Origin of the sequence: Hymenobacter aerophilus DSM 13606 (assembly GCF_000382225.1) — a bacterium.
Taxonomy (GTDB): domain Bacteria; phylum Bacteroidota; class Bacteroidia; order Cytophagales; family Hymenobacteraceae; genus Hymenobacter; species Hymenobacter aerophilus.
Genome location: NZ_KB907805.1, coordinates 91,532 through 115,248, shown reverse-complemented (window position 1 = coordinate 115,248; position 23,717 = coordinate 91,532). Strand labels below are relative to the sequence as shown.

At 62.4% G+C, this 23,717-nt stretch carries 18 protein-coding genes; 9 read left to right on the top strand and 9 right to left on the bottom strand.

Going from position 1 to position 23,717, the window contains the following annotated elements; genetic code table 11:
- Nucleotides 1–58: 58 nt before the first annotated feature.
- The gene (locus H145_RS0106270) at nucleotides 59–493 is read right to left on the bottom strand and encodes a nucleoside deaminase (protein WP_019947286.1); all 435 of its coding nucleotides are present in this window, start codon (nucleotides 491–493) and stop codon (nucleotides 59–61) included.
- A gap of 136 nt (nucleotides 494–629) precedes the next feature.
- Complete coding sequence (locus tag H145_RS0106265) at nucleotides 630–3,764, bottom strand: PD-(D/E)XK nuclease family protein (RefSeq protein ID WP_019947285.1); 3,135 nt, start codon at nucleotides 3,762–3,764, stop codon at nucleotides 630–632.
- 206 nt (nucleotides 3,765–3,970) lie between these two features.
- On the opposite strand from H145_RS0106265, the gene H145_RS0106260 reads away from it, so the two are divergent.
- Both H145_RS0106260 and H145_RS0106255 read left to right on the top strand, forming a co-directional pair.
- On the top strand, nucleotides 3,971–4,894 hold the full coding sequence (locus H145_RS0106260; protein WP_019947284.1) for an alpha/beta hydrolase: 924 nt from the start codon (nucleotides 3,971–3,973) through the stop codon (nucleotides 4,892–4,894).
- 159 nt (nucleotides 4,895–5,053) lie between these two features.
- The gene (locus H145_RS0106255) at nucleotides 5,054–5,557 is read left to right on the top strand and encodes a vitamin K epoxide reductase family protein (protein ID WP_019947283.1); all 504 of its coding nucleotides are present in this window, start codon (nucleotides 5,054–5,056) and stop codon (nucleotides 5,555–5,557) included.
- Between the two features lie 200 nt (nucleotides 5,558–5,757).
- Here H145_RS0106255 and H145_RS0106250 read toward each other — a convergent pair whose 3' ends face one another.
- Nucleotides 5,758–7,008 (bottom strand): TCR/Tet family MFS transporter, encoded by a 1,251-nt coding sequence (locus tag H145_RS0106250; RefSeq protein ID WP_019947282.1) that lies wholly within the window; start codon nucleotides 7,006–7,008, stop codon nucleotides 5,758–5,760.
- Nucleotides 7,009–7,174: 166 nt separating this feature from the next.
- Between H145_RS0106250 and H145_RS0106245 the strand changes: the two genes are divergently transcribed.
- Together H145_RS0106245 and H145_RS0106240 are read left to right on the top strand one after the other, a co-directional pair.
- Nucleotides 7,175–7,825 (top strand): hypothetical protein, encoded by a 651-nt coding sequence (locus tag H145_RS0106245; RefSeq protein WP_019947281.1) that lies wholly within the window; start codon nucleotides 7,175–7,177, stop codon nucleotides 7,823–7,825.
- A gap of 56 nt (nucleotides 7,826–7,881) precedes the next feature.
- Complete coding sequence (locus tag H145_RS0106240; RefSeq protein ID WP_019947280.1) at nucleotides 7,882–8,676, top strand: M48 family metallopeptidase; 795 nt, start codon at nucleotides 7,882–7,884, stop codon at nucleotides 8,674–8,676.
- Nucleotides 8,677–8,818: 142 nt separating this feature from the next.
- Here H145_RS0106240 and H145_RS0106235 read toward each other — a convergent pair whose 3' ends face one another.
- Both H145_RS0106235 and H145_RS20205 read right to left on the bottom strand, forming a co-directional pair.
- Entirely contained in the window at nucleotides 8,819–12,343 is a 3,525-nt protein-coding gene (locus H145_RS0106235) for a UvrD-helicase domain-containing protein (protein ID WP_019947279.1), read from the bottom strand.
- 54 nt (nucleotides 12,344–12,397) lie between these two features.
- On the bottom strand, nucleotides 12,398–12,823 hold the full coding sequence (locus H145_RS20205; protein WP_071595136.1) for an acyl-CoA thioesterase: 426 nt from the start codon (nucleotides 12,821–12,823) through the stop codon (nucleotides 12,398–12,400).
- A 235-nt stretch (nucleotides 12,824–13,058) separates the two neighbouring features.
- On the opposite strand from H145_RS20205, the gene H145_RS0106225 reads away from it, so the two are divergent.
- Both H145_RS0106225 and H145_RS0106220 read left to right on the top strand, forming a co-directional pair.
- On the top strand, nucleotides 13,059–13,250 hold the full coding sequence (locus H145_RS0106225) for a cold-shock protein (RefSeq protein WP_019947277.1): 192 nt from the start codon (nucleotides 13,059–13,061) through the stop codon (nucleotides 13,248–13,250).
- Nucleotides 13,251–13,684: 434 nt separating this feature from the next.
- A complete protein-coding gene (locus H145_RS0106220; protein ID WP_019947276.1) occupies nucleotides 13,685–15,601 on the top strand; it encodes a DEAD/DEAH box helicase in 1,917 nt (638 codons plus the stop codon).
- Nucleotides 15,602–15,836: 235 nt separating this feature from the next.
- On the opposite strand, the gene H145_RS0106215 is transcribed toward H145_RS0106220, so the two are convergent.
- Nucleotides 15,837–16,283, bottom strand: a complete 447-nt coding sequence (locus tag H145_RS0106215) for a PA2169 family four-helix-bundle protein (protein WP_019947275.1) — start codon at nucleotides 16,281–16,283, stop codon at nucleotides 15,837–15,839.
- 430 nt (nucleotides 16,284–16,713) lie between these two features.
- Here H145_RS0106215 and H145_RS0106210 point away from each other — a divergent pair, with 430 nt between their 5' ends.
- Nucleotides 16,714–18,375, top strand: a complete 1,662-nt coding sequence (locus H145_RS0106210; protein WP_019947274.1) for a hypothetical protein — start codon at nucleotides 16,714–16,716, stop codon at nucleotides 18,373–18,375.
- A gap of 127 nt (nucleotides 18,376–18,502) precedes the next feature.
- On the opposite strand, the gene H145_RS0106205 is transcribed toward H145_RS0106210, so the two are convergent.
- Entirely contained in the window at nucleotides 18,503–19,756 is a 1,254-nt protein-coding gene (locus H145_RS0106205) for a BaiN/RdsA family NAD(P)/FAD-dependent oxidoreductase (RefSeq protein WP_033425947.1), read from the bottom strand.
- Nucleotides 19,757–19,793: 37 nt separating this feature from the next.
- The gene (locus H145_RS0106200; protein WP_071595134.1) at nucleotides 19,794–20,642 is read right to left on the bottom strand and encodes an NAD(P)H-binding protein; all 849 of its coding nucleotides are present in this window, start codon (nucleotides 20,640–20,642) and stop codon (nucleotides 19,794–19,796) included.
- A gap of 173 nt (nucleotides 20,643–20,815) precedes the next feature.
- Between H145_RS0106200 and H145_RS0106195 the strand changes: the two genes are divergently transcribed.
- Nucleotides 20,816–21,697, top strand: a complete 882-nt coding sequence (locus tag H145_RS0106195; protein WP_019947271.1) for an SDR family oxidoreductase — start codon at nucleotides 20,816–20,818, stop codon at nucleotides 21,695–21,697.
- 172 nt (nucleotides 21,698–21,869) lie between these two features.
- On the opposite strand, the gene H145_RS0106190 is transcribed toward H145_RS0106195, so the two are convergent.
- The gene (locus H145_RS0106190) at nucleotides 21,870–22,721 is read right to left on the bottom strand and encodes a DUF1571 domain-containing protein (protein WP_083937698.1); all 852 of its coding nucleotides are present in this window, start codon (nucleotides 22,719–22,721) and stop codon (nucleotides 21,870–21,872) included.
- 218 nt (nucleotides 22,722–22,939) lie between these two features.
- Between H145_RS0106190 and H145_RS0106185 the strand changes: the two genes are divergently transcribed.
- Complete coding sequence (locus tag H145_RS0106185; protein WP_019947269.1) at nucleotides 22,940–23,698, top strand: glycosyltransferase family 2 protein; 759 nt, start codon at nucleotides 22,940–22,942, stop codon at nucleotides 23,696–23,698.
- Nucleotides 23,699–23,717: the final 19 nt, after the last annotated feature.

The following is a 23,717-nucleotide window of genomic DNA, read 5'->3' as shown; positions in this document are numbered from 1 at the left end:
CTTCGCTGCGTTCAGGATGACAGAACGGTCACATTCCGCGCATTCCTCCACATTTCCTCTACAGCTCCATAATGTCCTCGTTCCAGAGCTCGGGCTCTTCGGCAATGAAGCTTTCCATCAGCTGCACGCACTCATCAAGGTCGAGGATTTCCACTTCCACGCCGTGGCTTTCCAGGAAGGCCTTCGACTCGCCAAAGGTGCGCGACTCGCCCACCACCACTTTCGGGATTTTGAACTGCACGATGGTGCCGGCGCACATAAAGCAGGGCATCAGGGTGGTATAAAGCACCGTGTCGCGGTAGGTGCGCTGGCGGCCGGCGTTCATCAGCGCGTCCATTTCGCCGTGCTTGATGGCGTTGCCCTCCTGCACGCGCTTGTTGCGCCCGCGGCTCACGAGCTGGCCGTTGCGCACCAGCACCGAGCCAATCGGAATACCGCCTTCCCGGCGGCCCTGGCGCGCCTCATCGATGGCGGCCTGCATGAATTCGTCCATTTTGTTAGATGTTAGAAGTTTGTAGTTAGAAAGGGTAATTGTCCTCCTGAGCTTGCGAAGGACCTATACAGATGCCAACATTAAGAAGAAATGCTTGCTGTATAGATCCTTCGCAAGCTCAGGATGACAGGAAGGCTCACCGCGCGCAAATGCCCCGGTAGGGGCAGTACTGGCACTTATCCAGGTCGTCGGTTTTGCGGATGGGCTCGGCGGGGTCGAGGATGCGGCGCACCAGCTGGCCCAGCAGCTCTTCGCTGTGGCGCCCGAAATCCTGGCCCTCGGCCGTCAGGAAGCTCATGTCGGCCGACATGGGGCCGGCGGCCAGGTTGCGCAGCGAGATGATGGCCGCGTCGGCGGCGGGGCGGCCCTGCTGGGCCAGCAGGAAGCGGTAGAGCCAGAGCTGCCGCACTTTGTCGGCCGAAGAGGACGTATCGGTGAGCAGGCGCTCCACAGCTGCTTCGGGCGCTTCGTTGCGCTTGAGCAGCTGCAGGTGTGACTTCTCCACGAGGCCCGATTTGTAGTCGACCACCCGCAGGTCGCCGTTGGCCAGCTGGTCCACGCGGTCGGCCAGACCGAGCAGGCTCACGGGCAGCTTCTCGCCGCCTTCCAGGGTTACGTACACGGTGGTTTGCAGCGGCTCTTCGAGGCTCTGGATGTGCAGGGGCAGGGCCTCGGGGGTATCGAGCAGGCTTTCGAGGTAGCGGCGCACGAGCTGCTTGGCCACCTGGCCCAGCACGTGGTTGAGGCCCTCGTCGGCGCGGGCATGGCGGCCGGCTTCCTCCTTGCGCAGGGCCTTGGCCACCATAATCGGAGCCAACGCCAGCAAGCCCGGAATATCGGCGGCCGTCAGGGCCGGTGCGCGGGGCGTCTGCTGCTGCGAAAACGGCGTCAGCAGCTCCTCCAGCGCCTCGTGCACGGCCGTGCCGAAGCCGTCGGGCCCCAGGGCTTCCTCCACCTCCTCGTTCTCGCGGAAGCGGGCAATCCGCTGGAAATAAAATTGCAGCGAGCAGCCCAGGTACTGGTTGAGGGCGGTGGGCGAGAGGCCCTTTTGCAGCAGCGCCCGCAGCGCCGCCAGCATCCCGGCGTCTTTTTCGAGGATTAAATCCGTGCTGATGGCTACCTCACCCCCTAGCCCCCTCTCCTCGGGGAGAGGGGGGACTAGCTCTAGTCTTTCTATACTAGCTTCTATGCTAGAATTAAAGGCTAGTTCCCCCTCTCCGGAGGAGAGGGGGCTAGGGGGTGAGGTGTCGGCCGTGACCGTCAAATCCAGCAGCTCCAAATCGGGGTTCTGGATGGCCAAGTCGTTTTCGAGCTGGAGCAGAAAGCGGCTCCGCTCGCCGGTGCGGGTGCCCTCGGCGCCGGGCAGGATGTGCAGCAAATCGACCTGGCGGGCGCGCTGGAGCAGGCGCCAGAACTGGTGGGCGGTGGCGGCCTCGTGGTCGGCGTAGGTGGGCAGACCGAAGGTGGTCAGCACGTCGTACGGAAACAGGGAGCTGTGGCGCTTGGGGGCCGGCAGCACGTTCTCGTTGCAGCTCAGGATGATGACGTGGTCGAAGTCGAGGGCCCGGGTTTCGAGCAGACCCATCACCTGCACGTCTGCAATGGGCTCGCCGCTGAACGGCAGACGGGTGTTGCGCATCTGCTCGTACAAAAACCGCCGGAACGAGCGCACCGACAGCCGCTGCTCGCGGCAGTCGAACACCGAGTGCAGCCGCTTGATAAGCGTGTAGAACAGGTACAGGTACTCGGCTTCGATAGCGGAGTGCTGGTCCTGGTAAGCCTTTTTGAGCAGGTCGATGAGCGTGTGGCAGGCCCCGATGATGTCGTCGCAGTTGTTCCAGGTGGCAAACAGGGCCGTCAGCAGCGGGTGGCCCTGGCCCAGCTCCACCAGCTCCTCGGCGGGCAGCAGCACCGCGTGGCGCTGCACAATGGCGCGGCACACCTTATCGAGCAGGCCCTGCTGGTTCTCGGGCGTGCCCTCCTGCTTGTCGAGCCAGGTTTGGTAGCGGCGCAGAAACGGGTGTTGCAGCAGCTTGCTCACGGCCAGGTGGTGGTAGCGGGGCACGCCGTAGCCGGTTTCGGCCGAACCCTCGCGCACGCCGGTCAGGTGCACCTCAAACAGCAAATCCACCAGATTGAACAGCGGCGTGCTCTGGAAATTGAGGCCCATCGTAACGTTGTACTCGGGCACCTCGCGCAGGGGCAGGCCGTGGAGCACCGGCAGCAGCAGGGTTTCGTCGGGCAGCACCACGGCCACGCGGGCGGCGGGGTTGGCCTGGCGGGCGGCGGCCAGCAGCTGACCCGCTACTTTGCCCTGCATCGAGGAGTTGGCTACGCCCACCATGCGCACGGTGCGCGGCAGCTGGCGCAGCAGCTCGGCCGGCCCGCCGAAGTTGTCCCAGGGCAAATCGAGGCGCTCCTTGTACTGGCGCAGGTGCTGGCCGGCGCGGTTGGGCGAGCCGGGCTCCAGGTAGAACGCGTCGCCATCGAACAGCACCTCGGCTAGGCGGGCCTTGCGCAGGTGGCGGATGAGCCGCTCTTCGGCCTTGGATAAAAAGCCTAGGCCCACAAACACGTGCCGGGGCAGCGTTTCGCCGGCTTCGAGCTGCTCGCGCACCCGGCGCTGGGCCAGCCGGTAGGCCAGGCCGGGGTAGGCCAGCCGGTCGCGCCGCATTAGTTTTTTGAGCCGGAAATACACTTTGTCCAGGTCGTCCCAGAACCGAAAATAAGCCGAAGTGGACGCCAGCGGCTGGTATTCGGCCCCGAGGTCCCAGCGCTCCAGCGCCTTGGCCTGGCTCAGGTACTCGAACACCTTGCGGGGCGAGGCCAGGTTCTGGTCGAGGCTCGAAAAATCCTGGAGCAGCAAGTTCGACCAGCCCACGAACTGGTCGAAATCCAGCGCCGGGTCGATGTCTTGCAGAATCTCGAACAGCAGCAGCTGCAGGGCAATGGGTTCCTCGACGCGCACGCCGGCCAGCTCCACCATGTAGTCTTCCATGGCCGCCACCCGCGGGCTCCACACGGCCTGCCCGGCCTCGGCGGCCAGGCTCAACTCGTTCTGCAGATACACCACCGCCCGCCGCGTGGGCACCACCACCACCAGATCCGAAAGCTCGCCGGTGGGCCCGTACTGGGCCACCAGGTCGCGGGCCACGCGGGTCAGGAAGGGCGTGGCGTCGGGGCCGGTTGGGGTGGCAGGAGCGGGGGCCGAGGCGGGGCGGGCAGCGAACAGGGACAGGTCGGGGAGGGGCGCGGCAGCTTGGGTTTTCATGTTCAGTAAAGATACCATGCCGCTGTCTACTTCGGGTAGGCAGTAATTTTCGCGGTTTACATGTACTTTATGACCAAGGCCCTACGCCGGATAATAGTTCTGCGTATTGGGTAGCCCGGTGCGCCCGGAACACGGATAGTATCGGCGGCGGCCGATTGTTTCCACCGGCGTACAACTCATTCTTCAACTACCAGCTACTTGATGCCATGAAAATTCTGCTGCTTTCTTTGCTGGCGGCCGCGCTCCTGGCTGCGGCTACCGCCCAGGCCCAGCGCCGGCTGCCGCTTTACTCGGGCGTCATCCCGAATGCCACGCCCAGCGCCGTGCAGGAAATCACCGAAAAGGGTTCCGACGGCAACGAGCGGGTGCGGCAGGTGGTGCAGCCCGAACTGGTGGTGTACCGCGCCCCGCTCGATAAAGCCAACGGCACGGCCGTCATCATCTGCCCCGGCGGCGGCTACGAGTCGCTGTCGATAACTAAAGAGGGCTACCAGGTGGCCGAGCGACTCAACGAAATGGGCATCACGGCCTTCGTGCTCAAGTACCGCCTGCCCAACGACGCCGCCCAGCCCGACAAAACCCAGGCCCCGCTGCTCGATGCCCAGCAGGCCGTGCGGCTGGTGCGCGAACAGGCTGCCAAGTTCAACGTGCAGCCCAACCGGATTGGGATGCTGGGCTTCTCGGCCGGCGGCCACCTGGCAGCTTCGGCCGGCACCCACTTTATCGACCCGCTGGGCCCCAATCCCGGCAACACCTCGGTGCGGCCCGATTTTCTGATGCTCATCTACCCGGTCATCACGCTCACCGACAGCCTCACCCACGCCGGCTCGCGCACCCGGCTGCTGGGCCCCACGCCATCGGCCGAGCAGCTGCGGCAGTACTCGGCCGAGCTGCAGGTATCAGACCGCACGCCGCCCACTTTCCTGGTACACGCTCAGGACGATAAATCGGTGCCGGTGCAGAACAGCCTGCTGTTTTACCAGGCCTGCCTGCACCACCGCGTGCCCACCGAAATGCACCTCTACGCCAAGGGCGGCCACGGTTTCGGCCTGCGCAACCCCACCACCCCCGACGACTGGATGGAGCGCCTCCGCAACTGGCTCGATGCCAACGGCTGGCTCACGCGGTGAGGTGGTGAGGTGGTGAGTTTGATATTCGGAGGGCTAGGGATTTTGGCAAGCGCGACCGGAACCCCAACCTGCAGGGGCGCGTAGGTTTCAGCGAGAAAGCACGGGCCGGTTTTGGGCCGGGGCTTTCCCGGTTGACTTCTTTCCGCTGACTTGAAACCTATGAACCCTACCCAACTTAGCCACGAACTCCGCGAGGGCCAGAGCCCCGACATGACCCGCCGCCGCTGGATAATCGGCCTTTCGCTGGTGGGCGTGGCGGCCGGCCAGATTGTGAGCATGTACCAGACCGGCATCATCCACCACCTGCCCGACCCGCCCATCGGCCCCTTCAACTCCGATAAAGTCGACGCCTCCGACTACGGCTACAAGCGCCTCGACACGCCCGACGCGCTGCCCATGATTGTCACCTACGGCCTCACGGCCACGCTGGCCGGGGCCGGCGGCCTGCACCGCGCTACCGACAAGCCGTTGCTGCCGGTGGCCATGGGCGCCAAAACCCTGTTCGACGTGCTGAACACCGTAAAGCTGGGCCAGGAGGAATGGCAGGAAAACAAGGCCCTGTGTTTCTATTGCCAGGTAGCTACCGTGGCCTCCTTCGCCTCGCTGGCCTTGGCTATTCCGGAGGCGGTGAAAGGCCTGAAGAAGCTACTGGGGAAGGGGTAAGTTTGTGACTCGGTGAATGCGTGAAGAACGTGTCATTGCGAGCGGAGCGAAGCAATCCAGCAGTACAATGTGACACTTCTTTTTAAGCGACAAGCCCCTGACGCCAGTACGGTCGTCAGGGGTTTGCTGCTTCTCAGGGCTTAGCGCGTTGTTTCCACGGATTGCTTCGCTCCGCTTGCAATTACACGTTCTTCACGCATTCACTCATTCACCGCCTCACTCGCCGGTGCCACATAGCTGGCCAGGGCGCGAGTGGCCAGGGCCAGGCTAATGAGCGTGAGGCCGGCGGCCAGCAGGAAGGGCGCGCCGGGAAAGTACACCGGGGCCGCGGGCCGGGTAAAGTAGCGGAACAGGCTCGTCATCAAAACCGGACCTACAATGGACGTGAGGCCGACCAAACTGGTGAGGGCGCCCTGCAACTCGCCCTGCTCGTTGGCCGGCACCTGGCCCGAAATGATGCCCTGCAACGCCGGGCCGGCAATGCCCCCCAGGCAGTAAGGCACCAAAAAGGCGAACATCATCCAGCCCTGCGTGGCAAACGCAAACAGCACGAAGCCCACCGCGTAGAGCAGCATGCCGAAGAAAATGGCCCGCTTAGGCCCCAGGGCCGGGTTGATGCGCCGGATGAGCACGCCCTGTACCAGCGCCACCAGCAGGCCCACCGTGGCCAGCGAGTAGCCCACCCAATCTTCGCCCCAGCTGAATTTCTCGATAACGAAGTACGTCCAGGTGGTTTGGGTGGCGTGGCCGGCAATATAGATGAAGACCAGCGAGGCCACCAGCCCCAGAATAACGGGGTAGCGGGCCAGCATCTGCAGGCTGCCCACGGGGTTGGCCCGCGCCCAGGCAAAGGGCCGGCGCCGCTCGGCGGGCAACGACTCGGGCAGCACGAAGTAGCCATACACCACATTGAGCAGCGTGAGGCCGGCGGCGGCCAGAAACGGCCACTGGTGGTTGTATTTGCCCAGAACGCCGCCCAGCAGCGGCCCCACCACGAAGCCCAGCCCAAACGCCGCCCCAATCAGCCCGAAGTTCTGGGCCCGCTTTTCGGGCGTCGATACGTCGGCAATATAGGCCGAGGCGGTGGTGACGCTGGCCCCGGTGATGCCCGCCACCGCCCGCCCCACAAACAGCCAGCCGATGGTGGGGGCAAAGGCCAGAAACAGGTAGTCGATGCCGAAGCCAAGCAGCGAGAACAGCAGCACCGGCCGCCGCCCGAACTGGTCGGAGAGGTTGCCCAGCACCGGCGAAAACAGGAACTGCATGGCCGCGTAGGCAAACACCAGCCAGCCGCCTACCTGCGCCGCCTCACTCACCGAGCCGCCGTTCAGATGCTGAATCAGCTTCGGAATAACAGGGATGATGATGCCGATGCCCGTCACGTCGAGCAGCAGCGTGATGAAAATAAAGGTGAGGGCCGAGCGGGGCGCCGGCGCAGCGGTAGGTTCCATGAAATAGCCGAAAAGCGGGCCGCAAAGCTACGGGGTTTCGGGCCCCGCCGCGCGGCGGCCGGGCCGTTGCGCGGGCCGGCCGTAACCAAGGGCTTGGGTTTGCCGTTACTCGGTCGGTTGCCCGGGCAGGAGGGAAGAATAATTGACTTATCGTATTCCCTATCAGATGCTGTTTTTCTACGGTACCGGCTCCTCGCGCCTGCTCACCGCGCCCCTGCCCGCCACTGCCTGCACGCATTGCGGCATCACCGGCCAGCTCAGTGCCACGGTTTTCTCCCGCTACGTCAGCCTGTTCTGGACGCCCATTTTCCCGTTTGGCAAAATGAGCGTTACCGTCTGCGGGCACTGCCAGCAAACCATTGCCAAGCTCAAGCAGATGCCCGAAAGCTACCGCCCGCCGGTGCGGCAATTGCAGGAGCAGGCGCGCTACCCGCTCACCAACTTTGCCGCCCTGATTCTGTTCGGGCTGGTGCTGGCCGGTATTTTTGGCCTCGCCTGGTGTAGCGGCCCCAAAGAGCCCGCGGCGTACACGGCCGCCGAACAGGCACTGGCCGGTGCCGAGCTGGAAGTAGGCGCCCGCTACCAAAGTAAGGCGGGTAAAGATGACGGCACTTACGCGCTGGTAGAAATCACCCGGCTCACGCCCGATACCGTTTATTTTAAGGGAACCAGCATTTTGCGCGGCCCGCTCACGCCCGCCAGCGCCACCATTGCCCTGCGCGACTCCGTGTCGGCGGCCGGTTCGCGCGTGCCCTATCCGCGCGAAATGTGGGCTCAGCTGATGGAGGGCGCCGTCGGGATGAGGCGTATCAAATAGCCAGCCCGTTTATTTTTGAAGCTTCTTCCACCAATCTCCACCATATTTTCCTTCTCATGCGCAAGCAATTACCCGTCCTGCTGCTGGCCTCCGGCCTGCTGCTCGGCACCGGCCTGTCGGCCCAGGCCCAGATTAAGCTCAACACCAAAACCATTGGCGCGGGCCTGAAAGCGGCCAAAGCGGCCACCGTGTCCGATGCCGAAGTAATCGAGCACACCAAGGAATTTGTGAAGTGGAGCGACGAAAACAACCCCGTTGCGCCCGCCAGCTCGCCCTACGCCCAGCGCCTGAAGAAAATCGTGGCCGGCCTCGACAGCTACGACGGCATGAGCATGAACTACAAGGTGTACCTGGTGAAGGACATCAACGCCTTCGCCTGCGCCGACGGTAGCGTGCGCGTGTTTGCGGGCCTCATGGATTTGATGAGCGACGAGGAAATCCTGGGCGTTATCGGCCACGAAATCGGCCACGTCAAGCACAAGGATTCCAAGGATGCCATGCGCACGGCCCTCATGGCCTCGGCCCTGAAGGAAGGCGCCAGCTCGCAGGGCGGCGCCGCCGGCGCCCTGAGTGACTCGCAGCTCGGCGACCTGGGCCAGGCCATAGCCAACGCTTCGTTCTCGCGCGCCCAGGAAAGCAGCGCCGACGCCTATGGCTACGATTTGCTCAAGGCCAAAAAGGTGAACCCGTTCTACATGGCCTCGGCCTTCGGCAAGCTCAACGACCTCTCGGGCGGCGCCAAAGCCAGCAAAGGTGCCCAACTCTTCTCCTCCCACCCCGACAGCGAAAAGCGCATGACCATCGTGATGGAGAAGGCTAAAAAGGACGGTTTCACCCAGCCGACGAAGTAAGGTGATGGGGTGAAAAGAACTGTCATCCTGAGCAAAGTGAAGGACCTATACAGAAGCTATTATCTGATGTTAGCCTCCGTATAGGTCCTTCGCTTTGCTCAGGATGACAGTTCTTTTCACCCCATCATCTCCTCACCCAAACTCACTCCACCACCCACTCTACCACTTCCCGGGTTTCAAAGTAGTACAGCACGCAACGCACTTGCTCGTAGCCCAGCTGCCGGAACAGGGCGGCGTACTGCTGCAGTGGCACGCGGTGGCGGTATTCGGCGGGGGGGAGCTTGAAATCGAGCAGCGCCACGCGGCGGCCCGAGCCGCTGCCGGCCGCCTCAAACACGATGCGGTCGGGCTTGTAGTCCTGTTTGCGGGTGCCGCCCACCAGAATCTCGCGCTCGGTTTCGGCCGCTACCTGGGGGCTGAAGTAGTGCGCCAGCCGCGGGTCGTCGGTTACCTCGCGCAGCTTGGCCAGCAGTTCGGGCCGCTCCTGCAGGCTGATGAGGCCCTCGGCGGCCAGCTGGGCGGCCACGCGCTCCACGTCGGCGGCCTGTTTCACGCGACGCAAAGCGTAGTGCAGGCGGCGGTTCCACTCGCGCTGCTCCTGCTGCTCATCAAAATCGAACACCGTATTGGCGTGCCGCCGCAGCTTCAAACGCTTCTCCCAGGGCGTACTGGTCAGGTTGGTTAGCAGGAGCTGGTTGTTGGTTTCTGGTTTTTGGTTGTTGGTGTTTGGTTTTTCGTTGTTGGTTTCTGGTTTTTGGTTTTTGAATTCGTTGGCCGGAGAGCTATCAGCTGACAGCTCTGAGCTAACAGCTTCACTCAGCGTGTAGGCCATCTGCTCGTCGTCCCACTGGCCGGTGCTGATGAGGTAGCGGTGCAGCAGTTCGGCTACCGTGCCGGCCGTTTTTTCGGGGGTGGTTTCGCCGTCGGCTTTGCTGTTGGCTTTGGCGGGTTTGGGCTTTTTGGTGATGACGTAGAGGCGGTGCTTCGGGCGGGTGAAGGCTACGTAAAGCATGTTCAGGCCCTCCAGAAACGTCTTTTCCAGCTCTTCGGTGTACTGCGTGGCCAAGGGCGTGAGCAGCAAGTCCTGCTTCTGGCTAAGCACGGCCACGCCGGGCATGTCGGCTACCGGCCGGTCGGCCACCGCGGGCAGTTGGCCCCAGAGCAACGTACCCATAAACGGCCGCAGGCTCCAGTCGGCAAACGGCACGATGACTACGCCGTAGGCCAGGCCCTTGGCCTTATGCACGGTGGTGATGGTGAGGGCGTCGCGGCCCGCCGGGGCGTTGATGCTCAGGCTGCTCTTCTTCTGGTCCCAATAGGCCAGGAAGTTGTTGAGGTTGTTGCCGTAGCGCAGGCTGTATTCGAGCGTCAAATCCAGAAACCGGAACAGGTACTCGCGCTCCGAAGCTCTATCGAGCAGCCCGAACAGGCCCAGCAGCCGCTCGGTCAGCTCGTAGAGGCCCAGGTTGCCGGTTTCCTTTTCCTTGAGGTCGTAGCCCAGGGCCCGGAACTCGTCGAAAAACGGCTCAGCCGACTTGTCGTTGGCCAGCTCGGCCCAGCGCCGGGCCCGGTCGGGGGTGGGGGCGTGGCCGCGCACCACCCGGTCGACCAGCAGCAGGGCTTCGGCGCGGGCCAGCGTGTCGGCGGGCCGGTTAAGCACCCGGAACACCGCTATCAGCAGGTTCACCACCTCGGCAAACTCCAACGACAGCGAATCGGCCGAAATAATATCGTAGCCCCGCTCTTTCAGGAATTTGGCGGTGCGGCGGCTGTTGCCGCGGGTGCGGCAGAGCACGGCCACATCCTGGAGCCGGTAGCCGTCGGCCAGCGCCTGCTGCACCAGTTGCAGCGTCAGGTAGAGCGTGCTTTCGGCGTAGTCCAGGGTCTGGCCGGGCAGGTAGCCGGGCAGCACGTCGGGCGTGAAGGTGCCGGCCGCCGCGTCGTAGCGGGTGGCGGGCGCGTCGTCGTCGGTAAACAGCAGCTCCACGTGGGCCCGCGCCGCCTCCGCGCCGGCCGGACTCTGCTGGGTAAACCCCGCATCGAACAGGCTCTGCACCAGCGGCAGGGCCCCGTGGGTGGCGCTGACGTGGCCGAAAAAGGCGTTGTTGAACTCGATGATGTCGCGCCCCGAGCGGTAGTTTACGTTCAGGTTACGGGCCTCCAGGGCGGGGGCGATGGTCTGGTAGCGGTCGGCCAGGCGCTGGCGGGTTTCGGGGTCGGGCACCCGGTCGTAGAGCTGGCGGGTTTCCTTCTTATAGAGGCGCAGAATCTGCTCCATCTCGCCACCCCGCCAGCGGTAAATGGCCTGCTTGGCGTCGCCCACAGCCAGGTTGAGGTGGTTGCTAGCCAGCGCGTTTTCCACCAGCGGCAGCAGGTTGTTCCACTGCAGCACCGAGGTATCCTGAAACTCATCAATCAGCAGGTGCTGGTACCGGTCGCCCATGCGCTCGTACAGAAACGGCACCGGCTCGTGCAGCACAATCTGGGCAATGCGGCGGTTGAATTCGGCAATCAGCACCACGTTCCGGTCGCGGCTGAGCTGCTCCACGGCCTTGCTTAGCTCGCTCAGCAAACTCACCTGAAACACGTAGGGCAGCATGCCGGCGGCCAGCAGGTAGTCGGGCAGCAGCCGGGCCCGGATGTCCTGCAACTGCCCGAATATCTCGGTCAGCGCCGGCGCGGCGGCGTCCACGGCAGCTTCGCGGCCCTGCTTTTTGGCGGCGCCGCTGGCCCATTTGCCGGTTTCCAGGGTTTTGAGGGCGGTGGCCGTGGGGAAGCTGGCCCCGGCGGCGGGCACTTCGAGCCAGCGGCGCCAGTTGCTGAAGTGGCCGTAGATGCCGTTGGTGCCGTTGGCCAGGTCGCCGGCCTCCAGTCCGGCCGTGGCCAGCGTGTCGAGGGCCACGGCGGCGGTTTGGTGCACCAGGTCCTCAATCTCGCGCTGTCGGGCCCGCAGGCCTTCGTGCAGCCGCCGGTAGTCGGCCAGGCTCAGCACCTGCAACTGCTGCATGGCCTCGTGCACCGGCTCGCTAAGCAGAAACTTCCCGAACTCCACCAGCTCTTCCGACAGGTTGTTCCAGCTCTTGCCCTCCTCGGCCTTGTTGAGTGCGAAATCGGAAATCGTGCGCGAGAGCAGCTCCGCGTTCGGGTCGCGGTTCACCCGGTCCAGCGTCAGGGCCACCGCGCTTTGCAGCACCAGGGCGCTGTCCAGCTCCACCTCAAACGTGGCGGGCAGCCCCAACTCGCGGGTAAAGGCCGTGACGATGCGCTGTACGAACGAGTCGATGGTGCTCACCGCGAAATCGGCGTAGTGGTAGAGCGCCAGCCGGAACGTGGCGGCCGCCCGCTCGCGCAGCACTTTCTCCCGCTCTTCAACTGTGGCCAGGTGGGCCAGCGGCCCCTCAGCGGCCAGTTCCGCCGCAATATCGCCCAGCAATGGGTCGTGCTCACCTTCGGGCAGGCGCGCAAACCGCCGCAGCGCCTCCAGAATCCGCTGCTTCATCTCGCCCGCCGCATCGTTGGTGAACGTGATGGCCAGAATCCGCTTGAAGTAGCCCGCCTCCTCCGAGCCCAGCGCCAGCTTCAGGTATTCCTTGGTGAGCTGGTAGGTTTTGCCCGAGCCGGCCGAGGAAGAGTAAATGCGGAAAGTGGGCTTGTCGGGGTGGGGCATGGAAATCTTGAAATCAAAAGAAGGGCAAGCGCAGCCCAATATCTAAACAATAACTTACCCCACTGGCCCCCACAAATAGTCGCGCATTCCGGCCTCGATGCGCAGGGGCCGCTTGCTGACGGGGTCCAGTAGCACCCATTGCGTCTCGGCTTCGCAGAGCAGCTTGCCGTCGGTGGCCCGCTCGATGCGCACGAACCGCTGGCACTGGGCGCCGCGCACTTCGCCAATCCAGGTGGTGCAGCGCAGCTCGTCGTGTAGCAGGGCCGGGTGGCGGTACTGAATGCGGTGCTCGCGCACCACCCATATATAGGAGTGGCCGGGCGTGCCGGGCGGGTAGGCGGCCTGCCAGTGCGCGGCGGCCGTGTCCTGCACCCAGCGCACGTACTGCACGTTGTTGGCGTGGTCGAGCTCGTCGATGTCGGCGGGCTGCACTGTTATCGGGTGGGCGAAGCGGAAGGCGGGGGCGGCGGGCGTATCCATAGCGCCTAAAGGTACGGCGGCCGGGCGCTTGGCGGGCGGCTGCGGCCAGTTGGGCACACTAAAAATTCGGGCTTGTCGTTGCCGATATCTTCCAGTTCTAAAATATACCTGTATATTTGATGCAAGTTAAGAAAACGCGGTTTCGTCGCCAGGTTGCGTTCCTCCTTAAAGATAGCCTAATCAAGCTCAGGCTGCTTTTCTTGCTACAAAACATCCATCATCATCAAGAGTACCCATGCAGACAGGAACTGTAAAATTCTTCAACGAGACCAAAGGTTTTGGTTTCATCAAAGTGGACGAGACCGGCGAAGACGTGTTCGTACACGTAACCGAGTGCATCGACGAAATCCGCGACCAGGACAAAGTTGAGTTCGAAATCGCCCAGGGCCGCAAAGGTCCTAACGCTGTTAAAGTAAAGCTCGCCTAAGCGACCTTCTTTTTAGATAGCATAGAAAGCAGGCTCTCAGCAGAGAGCCTGCTTTTTTTGTGGATAAAGGCGAATGAATTGAATCATTTGTCATCCTGAGCGCCGCGAAGGACCTATACAGAAGCTAACATTTAACAGTGCCTTCTGTACAGGTCCTTCGCTGCGCTCAGGATGACAGACGGTATCTGTTTACTGCATCACTCGTATTACCTCACATTCGCTTTTTCCGCCAAAAAACCGTATCTTTGCACCCGCATTTGAGAACGGCCACGTTCCGCGCAGCTTCGAGCTGCCTTTAGAAACTTGTTGGGCCGGCTTTGTCTTCCGTCCGTTGCTTCCGTCACTCGTCGTCGTTGTCGTGCAGAGAGTGGGAGAAGAGCGTCGCTGAATCCGCTGTTTTCAGAGCTTATCTCTCTCATTCCATTAACACTGACATGGACCAGGAAACCCCCAAAACCAAGTTCAGCGAGCTGACCCTCTCTGAAGAAATGCAACGTGCCATCACTGAAGTGGGCTACGAAGAAGCCTCGCCCATCCAGGCCGGTGCTATTCCGGCCCTGCTTGGCGGCCGCGACGTTATCGGCCAGGCCCAGACGGGCACCGGCAAAACGGCCGCCTTCTCTATTCCCGCCATCGAGCTGATCGACACCGATTCGCGCGAGGTGCAATGCCTCGTGCTGTGCCCCACCCGCGAACTGGCAGTGCAGGTATCGGGCGAAATCCAGAAGCTCGGCAAATACAAGCGCGGCCTCGCCGTAGTGCCGATTTACGGCGGCTCCAGTTACGACCGTCAGTTCCGGGCCCTCGAGCGCGGCGTGCAGATTGTGATTGGTACGCCCGGCCGCGTGATGGACCACATCGAGCGCGGCACGCTCAAACTGGAGCACTGCAAAATGATCATCCTTGATGAGGCCGACGAAATGCTCGACATGGGCTTCCGCGACGACATCGAGACGGTGCTCAAGCAGATGCCCGAGCAGCGCCAGACCGTGTTTTTCTCCGCCACGATGAGCAAGCCCATCATGGAGATGACCAAGCGCTACCAGAAGGAGCCGCAGATTGTGAAGGTGAATCATCAGGAGATGACCGTCACCAACATCGAGCAGAGCTACTTTGAGGTGCGCGGCCCCCAGAAAAAGGACGTGCTTACGCGCCTGATTGATATGTACAATATCAAGTCGGGCATCGTGTTCGCCAACACCAAGCGCATGGTCGACGACATCGTGGGCGACCTGCAGGCCAAGGGCTACTTCGCCGAGGGCCTGCACGGCGACATGGGCCAGCAGCAGCGCCAGAACACGCTCGACAAGTTCCGCAAGGGTACGCTTGAGATTCTGGTGGCCACCGACGTAGCCGCCCGCGGCATCGACGTGGACAACGTGGAAGTGGTGGTCAACTACGACCTGCCCGCCGACGAGGAGTACTACGTGCACCGCATTGGCCGCACCGGCCGCGCCGGCAAGCAGGGCAAGGCTTTCACGTTCGTGAGCGGCCGCGACATCTACAAGCTGCGCGACATCATGCGCTTCACCAAGGCCACCATCAAGCAGGAGCGCGTTCCTTCGTTTGAGGATGTGTCGGAGGTGAAAACCACCCTCATGCTCGCTTCCATCAAGGAAGTGATTGACAAGGGCAACCTCGAAAAGTACGTGAGCCGCGTGCAGCGCCTCATCGACCAGAGCATTGACGAAAGCGTCACTTCCCTCGACATTGCGGCCGCGCTGCTGAAAATGACGATGAAGGAAGACAAGCGCGCCCAGGAAAGCCTCGATGCCAGCCGCGGCCAGGCCGCGCCCCGCGCCGGCTTCACCCGCCTGTTCGTAACGATGGGCAAGAAGGACCGCCTGCACCCCCGCGACATCGTAGACCTGATTGCCGAAAACACCAGCCTCTCGGCCGGTAAAGTGGGCGACATCGCCCTCTACGACAAGTTCAGCTTCGTGGAAGTGCCGAATGATTTCGTGCAGGAAATCATCGAGCAGCTGGGCCGCAGCAGCATTCAGGGCCGGCCGGTAGCTTTCAATATTGCTACGCCCGTTCAGGAAGGTGATGCCCAGCAGGAAGGCGGCACCCGCGGTGGCAGCGACCGTCCGCGCCGGGGCCCCGGTGGGTTTGGTGGCGGCGAGCGGCGCGAAGGCGGCGGCTCGTACGGCGGCAACCGTGGCGGCAGCTACGGCGACCGGCGCGAGGGCGGCAGCAGCTACGGCAACCGCGGTGGCGGCTCGTCGTACGGCAGCGGTGGCGGAAGCCGCTACGGCAGCAGCCGCGAAGGCGGCAGCTCCTACGGTGGCAACCGCGGCGGCAGCAGCTACGGCGGCGGCTACAAAGGCAAGCGCCGCGACGACCAATAATCACTGATTTCCGCTGATTAATCGTGATTTCACTGATTATCGTGCCAGCGTAAATTCACGCAAAAACAGAACGCCGCCTTCTCAGGGAGAAGGCGGCGTTCTGTTTTTGAACTGACACTATGGAGGGCCAGAAACAAAAAAGGACGCCCCATAAGGAGCGTCCTTTTTTAATTGAACTGAATCAATTCGGAAGATTAATCAGCGAAATCACGCTTAATCAGCGAAAATCAGTGATTTACTTGGCGGCGTCGCGGAGGCCACGGATTTCGTCGTGGGCCTGCTTGATGCCGGCGGCCTGCTTCTCGATAACCGATTTGAGGTCAGCGGGAATGTCCTTGAGCTTCTGGGCCTTCTCGTAGGCGGCTTTGGCGTAATCTTCGCCCCGCTCGCACTCGGCCAGAATGGCGTGGCGGTCTTTGCTGGTTACCAGACCTTTAAGGTTGATGAAGGCGCGGTGGATGGTGCCGGTGATGGACGACTCTTCGTCGGGCTTGAGGTCGAGCTTGAACATCTGGTCTTCCAACTCCGTGATGTAGCTGGCGCGCTGGGCGGCGTATTTCTTGAACAGGTCTTTCAGGTCGGCGCCCTCAACGTCGGTCATTGCCTCGGCGTAGCCTTTCTGGCCATCCTTGAGGGTTTCGATAAGTTCGTTGAGGCCGGCTTGCATTACTTTGGAATCCATATTGGAAAGAATTTAGGGGTAAGAGATGGGAAAAGGTAATGCCTCTCTTTACTCCCAAAACGGGTGCGGGGTTGCCTCGGTGGTGCCGGGGCAAGGCTCCGAAAGCAGGCGCGGCCGACTGCCGCTGCTATGGTTCTGCTTCTGGGCCCGGATGAGCTATTGGTAAGGTTGAGCTTGGTAAAATACTGTATCTGACTTCTTCCCGAAAAATGAAAACCAACGGGCCGGCAACAACTACTTATTAGCGCGCGAGATGCTAAAAGTGCAATTAGCCAAGAACTTGCACGTGTTTATTTCCAACGGTTCGGGGCGGGGGGCGTATGAATTACCAGTCTATCGTTACCTGTCCTTCCACCCAAAATCCCGCTCTACAATGGAAAATGAACAAAAGAAGCCTTCCGATTCCACTACCAATTCGTCTGCTTCGGGCATGAGTTCCGGCACTCAGTCGGGCAACAGCTCGACCAGTAGTTCGGGCACCAACTCGGGCACCGGCAATATGTCGGGTTCCGCCGGCAGCACCTCAAGCAAGGAACTGGCTTCGGCCGAAACTAGCGCCGGCAAAGGTGGCCTGGGCGACACCAAAAAGCAGCCCAACAAAGAAGCCAATCCTTCGACGCTGAAGCCGGACGCCAAGAAATCGGGCTCAACTGCCAGCAGCAAGTCCTCGGATAAGTCGGGCAAGAAAGACACCGATAAAAAAGATTCTGCCGCTAAAAAAAGTAGTGCGGACGCTACCGGCCAGCATACTGGTAGCACCGATGCGGCCACTACATCTACCCATCAATCCTCTAATTCGCAAAACACTATGAACAATTCCGAAAATCAGAACCGTGACAACCAGTATGGCAACTCGATGAACTCCGGCTACCAGGACCGGAACTCGATGCGCAGCAACCAGAACGACTACAACCAGAACAGTGGCTCGGACCGCAACTATGGCGGCGGCAGCAACTATGGCAGTGGTAACTACGACAGCCGGAACGACTATTCGTCTTCGTCGGACAACTACGGCCGTTCGTCCTATCAGGACCGCGACAATGACCGCAACAGCTCAGGCGGCAACTACGACCGCCACAACGACAACAACCGCAACTGGATGAATTCCGGTAGCTCGTCATCGTCGGAGCACCAAGGCAGCTATGGCCGCCAGGGCGACGACATGGGCATGGGCAGCAACAACAACTTCCGCAGCAACAACTACGATGACGACCGTTCGTCGGGCGACCGCAGCAATAGTGGCAGCAGCAACTACGGCAACAGCAGCTACGACCGGAACGACAGCTACGGCGGTGGCAGCAACTACGGCCGCGACAACGACAGCCGCAACAGTTACAGCAGCGGCAGCAGCTACGGCTCCGACCGTGACCGGAACTATGGCGGGTCTTCATCCTACGGCCGCAACTCGTCGTCGGACTACGACAATGACTACCGCTCGTCGGATAGCAGCCGCGACCGAAACTACGGTGGCTACGGCAACCGCGACAACGACTATTCGTCGGGTAACCGCAACATGAACAGCGGCATGAGCAACCGCGACAATGACTACTCATCGGGCAACCGGAACCGCAACAGCGGCATGAGCAGCGGCGGTTACGGCAACTACAACAGCGGCCGCGACAACGACCGTAACGACTACGGCCAGAGCAACTACGGCCGCAGCAGCTACGGCCGCGACAATGATAACGACAGCTACGGCAGCAGCAACCGCGGTTACAGCCAGAACAGCTACGGCCAGGATGACTACAGCCAGCGCAACCGCTCGTCGTCGTCGAACCAAGACAACCGCAACATGAACCGTGGCTACGGCAACGACGACTATTCGTCGGGCAACCGTAACATGAACAGCGGCATGGGCAACGGGGGCTACGGCAACCAGCGCGGCAACTACGGCTCGCAGTCGTACAACGATGACTACTCGTCGAACCGCGGCGGCTCGATGGGCAACAGTGGCTACGGCAGCCAGGACCGCGACAATGACCGCAACTACGGCCAGAATCGTCGCAACCAGCGCAGCCAGAACAACTACTCCGACGACTACTCGTCGCGCCGCATCAACCGCCGCGACGACGATTCCGACAACCGCTACTAGTGCCTGGGAACCATCGAAGCCGGGTTTTAGCTTGGCTCCGATGATTTCGGCCTATTATTAAAAAGAGGCACCCGCCATTGGTGGGTGCCTCTTTTCTATTGGCAGCAGTTGATGATTGGCAATTAAATCAGGAAACAAGCGGACGGCTCATGGCGCGACCGGCCAGAAAGCCGGTCGTCCAGGCGGCCTGGAAGTTGAAGCCGCCGGTGATGCCATCGATATCAAGTACTTCGCCCGCGAAGTGCAGGCCCGGCACCAGACGGCTTTCCATCGTCTGCATGTTGATTTCACTTAGCGAAATGCCGCCGCAGGTCACGAACTCCTCTTTGTAGGTGGTTTTGCCCGATACCGGCAGGGAAGTTCGCAGCAGCGCCTCAATCAGCCGGTTCTGTAGTTTGGCCGGTAGCTCGTTCCAGCGGGTGTCGGGCCCGATGCCGGCCTGCTCAACCAAGGTACGCCACAGCCGTTGCGGCAGGCCGAACAGCGGATTGGAGGCCACCAGCTTGCGGCCGTGGGGGCCGCGGTGCTCCTGCAAATGGCTGCGCAGGGTGTCTTCGGTGAAATCAGGCAGCCAGCTGACCAGTGCAATGCTCTTGTAGCTCAGCTCGTGCAGGCGGCGGGCGCCCCAGGCCGAAAGCTTGAGCACGGCCGGCCCGCTCAGGCCCCAGTGCGTAATCAGCACCGGACCTTCGTAATCAAGCTTTTCGCCGGCCACCCGCACGCGGGCCCGCGGCACGCTCACGCCCGGCAGCTCGCGCAGCGGCGAGTTGGGCACATTGAAGGTGAACAGGCTCGGCACTGGCTCCTGCACCGCGTGGCCCAGTTGCCGCAGCCAGTTGTACTGCTCCGACTTCGGAGCGCCGCCGGTGGCCACCAGCAGCCGCGCCACGCGCAGCGTGCCTGAGCCGGCCGCGCCGCTCAGCGTCAATTCGAAGCCACCTTCGGGCAGCACCCGGATGCTGTCGGCGGTGGTTTGGGTCAGGATTTCGACGCCGGCCCGGCGGGCGGCCTCCAGCAGGCAGCGGGCCACGGTTTCCGACGAATCGGTGACGGGAAACATGCGGCCGTCGGGCTCGGTTTTGAGTTGCACGCCGCGGTCGGCAAACCAGCGCACGGTGTCGGGGGCGCCGAATGCGCGGAAGGGCTGCTTGAGCTGAGCGCCGCCGCGGGGGTAGTGCTGCACGAGCTGGGCGGGTGTATCGGCCGCGTGCGTGACGTTGCAGCGGCCGCCGCCCGAAATGCGCACCTTGCTCAGCAGCTTGCCGGTTTTTTCCAGCAGCAGCACCCGCAGCGCCGGGTTGGCCTCGGCGCAGGCAATGGCCCCGAAAAAGCCCGCCGCCCCGCCGCCCAATACCGCTACTGTCGTCCGTTCATCCTTCACGGGGCAAAATTAACCACCGCCGAGCACTTATGGCCGCTTAGCAGAACGAGAGGGCGGCCACCACGTCGTCGTGCCGGAACTGGTAGTGGGTTAGCTGGCGAATGGGCGATGAATCGACCTGTTTGCCGCCGCTGGTACCTTCGGCGAAAGTGGGCGGCTCCAGGCCCAGTTGGGTGGCCGCGGCCGTAAAAAACGTGCGGCGGCTGGGGTGGGTGGCCGCGCAGCCATTAAACGTATGGCCCCACAAGCCCGATTCCAGCACCTTCAGCAGCAGTCCGATGCAGTCGTGCAGATGAATCATATTCACCGGGGCCTCGCCGTGGGCCACGCCGGTACGGCCGGCCAGAAAGCGGCCCGGCGGCCGGCCCGGCCCCATCAGCCCGGCCATCCGCACCACGGTATTTATGGCGCCCTGAAACAGTGCCTCGGCCCGCAGCAGGTGCGAGTCGGCGTCGGCCGAAGCGTGGGCGTCGGTTTCGTGCATGGTGCGGGCCTCATCAGGGTACACGCCCGTGGAGCTGACCAGCAGCACCCGGGCCACGCCGGCCGCGGTGGCAGCTTCGGCCACCTGGCTCAGGATAATCGGGTAGGCCTCGGGCTGGCCGGGGCCGCGGCCGGGCGGTACGTTCAGAACAAGCACTTCCACGCCCTGAAGTAGTACGCGCAGCGTATCAGCGTCGGTGGCCGAGAGGGTGGGGGCGAGGCGCAGCAGAAAGGGCTGGATGCCGGCGTCGCGCAGCGTCAGGAGCTGGCTGGGCGTGGTGGTGGTGCCGCGCACGGGGTAGCCGGCGGCCATCAGAGCGCGGGCTAGGGGCAGGCCCAGCCAGCCGCAGCCCAGTACGGCTACGGTTGGGAAGACAGCAGCGGAGGAAACAGGTAGCGTCATGTGGGCTAAAGGTGGCAAAAAAACCGACGCAGGCAAGCGCCACCAGCCGCAACCGGCCCCGAAAAGCGCAACGGCCGCCCAAAAAACGGAAGAAATGGCGTTCTTGTGAAAGTCGGTCCCCTTTCGGCCGGCCGTTCTCCTTCTCAATTTTCTATTTCCTGCTTCCCCCGCCTATGGCCTCTGCCCATCCCTACGCCCAGCCCATGCTCCGCGACAACGCCCTGCAGGGCAAAACCATCGTCGTGACGGGCGGCGGCACCGGCCTCGGCCGCGCCATGACCACCTACTTTCTGCAACTGGGCGCCAACGTGGTTATCAGCTCCCGCAAGCTGGAGGTGCTCGAAAAAACGGCCGCCGAACTGCGCGAGCAAACCAACAACGCCAACATCCTGGCCGTGCAGTGCGACGTGCGCAAATACGATGAAGTAGAGGCGCTGCTCGAAAAAACCATCAGCACTTTCGGCGGCGTCGATGTGCTGCTCAACAACGCGGCCGGCAACTTTATCAGCCCCACCGAGCGCCTGAGCCACAAGGCTTTCGATGTGATTGTGGACATTGTGCTCAAGGGCTCCTACAACTGCACGCTGGCGTTTGGCAAGCGCTGGATTGCCGACAAAAAGCCCGGCACCATCCTCAGCATCGTTACCACCTACGCCTCGGTGGGCTCGGCCTACGTGGTGCCCTCGGCGGCCGCCAAAGCCGGTGTGCTGGCCATGACGCGCTCTTTGGCCGTGGAGTGGGCCAAGTACGGCATCCGGGCCAACGCCATTGCGCCCGGTCCGTTCCCGACCGAAGGCGCCTGGAGCCGTTTGTTCCCCGAGCCGCTGGCCTCCAAACTCGACCCGGCCGCCAACGTGCCCCTCAAGCGCGTGGGCGACCACCAGGAACTGGCCAACCTGGCCGCCTACATGGTGTCGGACTTCGCGGCCTATATGAACGGCGAAGTGGTAACGCTCGACGGCGGCGAGTGGCTCAACGGCGCCGGCGAGTTCAACAAGCTCGAACTGCTCACCCCCGATATGTGGGACCACATCGAAAAAACCATGCGCCGCTGAATCACAGATGTTGCAGATGAAGCCGTAGATAACGCAGATTCGTTCTGACAGCAAATAATGAAGATGATAGTGATGCCGTCCGTAGAGTCATCCTGGCGCTAATCGAATATCAACTTTATCCCTTATCAGAACGAATCTGCGTTATCTGCGGCTTCATCTGCAACATCTGTGATTAAAGTTTGTACCCCTTGTAGCCTTTGGTGAACTCGGCGGCGGGGATGGGCTGGTTGGCGACGACGTCGGAGAATTCGAACTTCTCGAACAGGCCTTTATCGTCGTTTACCTGCACCACGAGCGGCAGGTACAGCTTCTGGTCGACGCAGATGGTGATGCGGCTGCCGTAGGCGTTGGGCACCTGAATGGTTTTGCCGGCCGGCACGGTGGCCCCGACGCTCAGGCCGTTGCGCTCCAGAATCCGGTATTCGCCGCAGCCGAACTTCGCGGCGATGGTTTTGGTGGTTTCGGCCTTGGTAGGCTTGTAGCTCACGTAGCGAAACTGCGGGTATACGGAGCGTAGCACGTAGGCCGGGCGGCCCACTACGGTGGTGTCGCCGGTGTAGCGGAAGGTTTTCTCGAAGCCGGGCGTTACCCGCTGGCCCGAGCCGTCGAGCAGTTCGGAAATGGTGCCGTAACCCGCTTCCAGCGCGCTGTGGTGCTGGCTTTTGCGCATGATGGAGCCGTTGGGGTCGAGGCTGAGCGTGACGTAGGGGAAGCTGTTGGGATACACCCAGGCGTCGCCGCCGTTCTGGCCCGTTACGTAGAGCACCTCAATGCCCTGGTCGTTGCGCAGGTACACTTTGTAAGGGCTGAAGCTCATTTTCATGGCGGTGCGCGCCTGCTGGTATTTGCCCGCAATGCGCTCCTGGGCCCGCACGTTGCAGCGCAGGGTTTTTAGGTTTTCAATGGCGCTGCTCAGGCGGCTGATAAGCGTTTCGGTGGAAATAGCAGGGGCTGCCACCGGAGCGCTGCTGCAAAGCAGGCCCGTCAGTGCCAGCATCGGCAGGTAGTGAAATCGACGAAGCATAAAGGGGGTACGAGTAGGCAAAAAGCAGGGGTTAAGGACCTGGCCGCAGGCACAAACCGCGCCATTTACGGGGCCGGCTCCAGCGCCTGGTAGCCCATCCGGCGCGAACCGGGCGACTGCTGTTGCGGTGGCTGCCCGGCTAACGGGGCGGGCCGCGTCAAAGTTGGCGAGAAGCACTGCGGCGCAACTTTTTTCGGAGTTTGCCGGAATAGAAGCCCATGCACTTCTCCGTCATCACCCCCACGCACAATCGCCTGGCCTACCTGCCCGAAGCCGTAGCCAGCGTCCGGGCCACCGTTTCGGCCCCGCTTTATTTCACGTTTGAGCACCTGGTCTGCGAAAACGCCTGCTCCGACGATACGGCCGCCTACCTGCACGAAGCCGCCCAGCAGCCCGGTGCGCCGCTGCGGGTGCGCCTCCAGCCCGAGCTGCTGCGCGCCGGCCCCGCCCGCAACCTGCTAATCAAGCACGATGCGCCCACCAACGCTTGGATTGTCCCGCTCGACGACGACGACCTGCTGCTCCAGCGCACCCTGTTTCACTACGGCCAGCAAATCGAGCAGCACCCCATCCGCCCCTGGCTGGTAGCCGATTTCCTGCGCGTCGACCAGAACCGCCGCTACCTGCCCGCCGACGACTACTACGCCTGGCAGTTCGACTCGCCCCAGGATATGCTGCGGGCCATTTTCCGGGCCGAGCACTTCATCCAGGGCAACGTCTGCTACAGTCGTGAGCTGTTTGATGAGGTCGGCGGCTACGATGAGGATATAGCCATGGCCGAGGACCTCGACCTGTACGTGCGCTTTCTACTGGCCGGCCACCTGCCCGTCATCTGCCCCCACATCAGCCACCTGCACCGCTTCCACGACAGCAACGTCAGCATCGGCGTCGATGCCGACAAGCACGCTCAGGATTTGCGGGTTATTTACGACAAGTACGCCGGGCAGTTAGGAAAGATGGGAATTGAGCGGCCGTAAATCAGGCGTATGTGTAAAA